This window comes from Meiothermus luteus (genome assembly GCF_003574085.1).
GTDB lineage: Bacteria > Deinococcota > Deinococci > Deinococcales > Thermaceae > Meiothermus > Meiothermus luteus.
In genome coordinates, this window is record NZ_QWKZ01000166.1 from 1 (window position 1) to 3,049 (window position 3,049).

Consider the following 3,049-nt stretch of genomic DNA (forward strand, 5'->3'; position numbering starts at 1 on the left):
CCCCCCTCCCGCGCCCCCTTTTTGCCTCCTCTTCCTCCGCCGCAAAGGCCTTCATCTCCTCCTCCGTGGGTCTTCCCAAAGGCACGTACCGCGTCCGCTTCCACACGTACCCCATGGCCCTGAGGTGCCGGGAGATCACCTTGGGGGCCAGGCGGACCCCGAAGCGCTCGGCCAGGGCTTCTGCGAGCTGCGGGGCCGTCCAGGTTCTATCCTCGGCCAGCCTTTCCTCCAGGAAGGCGGCCATCTGTGGGGTGAACTTCCTGGGGGCTCCTGGGGGTTTGCGGTAGGCGAGGCCTGGGAGGCCCTGTTCCAGGAAGCGCCTGAGGACGAGGTAGACGGTGGAGCGGTCTTTGTGGAAGTGGCGGGCGATTCTTGGGGCGGTCCAGCCCTCGGCGGCCAGGCGGACCATGGCGGCCCAGAGGCGGGTTTTCTTGTGGGTCTTCGGGTCCAGGGAGAGTTCCAGCAGGAGCCGGTCCTCCTCAGGGGTCAGCTGGATCTGAAGAGGGGCTGCCATGTTGACATAATAAGGGGTTGGCACTTAACAGAGACCACCTCTGCCTCGGGCAGCGCCTCTACCCGGTTTTTTGCCTCCCGAGCCAGGAGCAGGCGGGCCCCTCTCCGGGCAAAGAGGGGGATCTGCTCCAGGGGAACATGGAGCCTGAGCAGCTCAGGCCCCTGCCAACTCCGTCCCGTCCAGAGATCCTGCCAGACCCCTTCGGGGAGGTACACCTCCACCCTTCCTTCTGGCCGGAGGACCGGAGCCACCAGGATGTCCCCCAGGAGAAACTGGGTGTCGAAGCCATGGGCAAAGGGATCCTCGGGGTAGACCAAGGGCAGGGCCCGGGCCAGGGGCTGACCTGTTGCCGCTGCCTGCTGCGCCAGATGGGCCAGGTACGGCACAAGGCGCATCCTTAGCCGGAGCCAGAGGCGCACAGCCCCCCCAATCTCGGGTCCAAAGTGCCAGGGCTCACGGGGGCCCATGCCGTGAAAACGCATGTGGGAGAAAAAGGTGGCCGCCTGGACCCATCGCAGGTAAAGCCCGGGATCCGGGTTTCCGTAAAACCCCCCCACATCGTGGGCGTAGTAGGCCCCTCCAGAGAGCCCCCAGGAAAGCCCTCCCCGGATGCTGGCGGCGAGCCCCTCCCAGTCCGCCTGGGGGTCACCCCCCCAGTGGACCGGGTACCGCTGGCTCCCTACATACCCGCTTCGTGCGAAGACGAGGCCCTCGGGGGTGGCCCCATAGACGCTCTGGTTGTAAAGGAGGGCGTAAGGGTTATGCAGGCGGCTCCCCGTGTCCCCGTTGTGGGCACGGGCCTCCCGGGGCACCTGCTCGCCAAAGTCCGTCTTCATCACGTCCACCCCCTGGGCAAGGAGGGCCTGGTGCCTCTCCTGCCACCAACGGACGGCCTCGGGGTTGGTAAAGTCCAGGATTCCCGAAGGGGGTAAGGGGGTGAGCACCTCACCAAAGGGCTCGGGATCCCAGCGGTAGACAAGGGGGTTTCCCTGGGCATCCTTCAGGAAATACCCCTTGGCGGCCAGCTCCGCAAACAGGGGGCTGTGGACCGAGACATACGGGTACTCCCAAAGGCAGACCCGGAACCCCAACCCTTTCAGCTCCCGGATAAACCCCTCGGGATCCGGATAGCGAGAGGGGTCCCACTCCAGGGTGCACCGGGTAGCCACCTCCAGCCAAGCCCTTCCGTCTAACACCAGGACATCCCCCGGGATATCCCTCCCCCTCAGCTCCCTGGCCACCCCCAAGGCCTCCTCAGGGGTTCGGTAGTAGCACCGGCTCCACCAGACCCCGTAGCTCCAGGGGGGCACCAGGGGCGGGCGTCCGGTAAGCCAGGTGTAGGCCTCCAGGATCTCCAGGGGGGTGCCCGCCAGGAAGAAGAGATCCAGGGCCTCGTCCTCCACCAGGAGAATATAGGTGCGGTGGCTCCAGGGGGCATACCCCACGCCGTGGAGGGTGCGGGCTGGGGTATGGACGAACAGGCCCCAACCCCTGGGGCTCCAGGCCAGGGGTACGTTTTTGTAGCTGGCCTCGGCGTTGACCCCCAAGGCGTCCTCATTCCAACAGGCAAAGGCCCCGCCCCTCCGGTTGAGGGGACCGAATTTCTCCCCCAGCCCGTAGACGGGCTCCCCCGACCCCAGGGCAAAGGCCACCACCCAGGCGCCTCCTGAACGGCCCAGGGCAGGGATACGGAGACCCCCCCGGATGTGCCCATCCTCCGAGGAGGCCAGAAGGGGCACCCCTGCCCTGGAGAGGGTAAGGCGCAGGGAGGGAGCAAAGTCCAGGCGCAGGGAAACCGCCCCGGTTTTGAAGCTGTAGGCCTCGGGCAGGATCTCCGCCTCCAGGGGGGCCCCGGGGGACTGGACCAGAAAACCATAGTCCGGGCCCCGGGAGACCCCGATCCGCAGACGGAGGATATCGGGGCGCCAGGCCTCCACCTCCGCCGGGACTCCCCCCAGGCGGAAGCGGACCGCGGAGGGGCCCATCGCCTGGACACCCCGCTCCCGGATCTCCAGGGGCTCTACGGGGGGAAGGCTCCAGGTCATAGGCCCGTGACCCCCAGGAGGCCCCGGGCCAGGAGGAAGCGTTCCTGGGCTCGCTCCAGTTCACGCTCCATGGCGGCCATGTCGGGGTACCTCCGCACGGCCTCGAGCCAGAAAGCCCTCCCGGCGAGAAAGCCCACAGCCCCTCCCTCCAGGGAGGCCTCCAGGGCCCGCATGAAGTCGGCGAACCCCAGCCTGCCGGAGAGGAGAACCCACGGGGCAGGCAGGGAACGGTAGGCCTGGAACCTGCCCCCAGGGTAGGGCAGCTTGTACAGGTCCACCCCGAATTCCGGCTGGGCAAAGGCGGCCACGGCCCGTTCCAGGGCACCTAGGGGGGGATCGGGTTCCCCGGGCAGGGGATAGGGGAGGATCTCCAGCACAAAGGGCCGCCCCAGCCTGCGGCAGGCCAGACCCACCCGCCTCACGAGGGCCTGTTGGTGGGCGCACACCTCTGCCGGGGCCTCCGCCCGGTACGAGATGAGGAGCTTCAGGG

Annotated in this window: 2 protein-coding genes and 1 pseudogene; all 3 read right to left on the reverse strand. The window is 67.7% G+C overall.

Annotation, left to right across the window (positions count from 1 at the left end; genetic code table 11):
- The coding region (locus Mlute_RS14665; protein WP_147371126.1) for a helix-turn-helix domain-containing protein at positions 1 to 514 on the reverse strand (514 nt) is incomplete at its 3' end.
- Entirely contained in the window at positions 487 to 2,559 is a 2,073-nt protein-coding gene (locus tag Mlute_RS14670) for a TIM-barrel domain-containing protein (RefSeq protein ID WP_119361280.1), read from the reverse strand. The genes Mlute_RS14670 and Mlute_RS14665, both read right to left, overlap by 28 nt.
- Positions 2,556 to 3,049: pseudogene (locus Mlute_RS14675) on the reverse strand (hypothetical protein); the annotation flags it as partial. The pseudogene Mlute_RS14675 and the gene Mlute_RS14670, both read right to left, overlap by 4 nt.

Excerpts from the sequence above, each read along its gene's own strand:
- Mlute_RS14670 (WP_119361280.1), bottom strand. The coding sequence starts at position 2,559 with ATGACCTGGAGCCTTCCCCCCGTAGAGCCCCTGGAGATCCGGGAGCGG.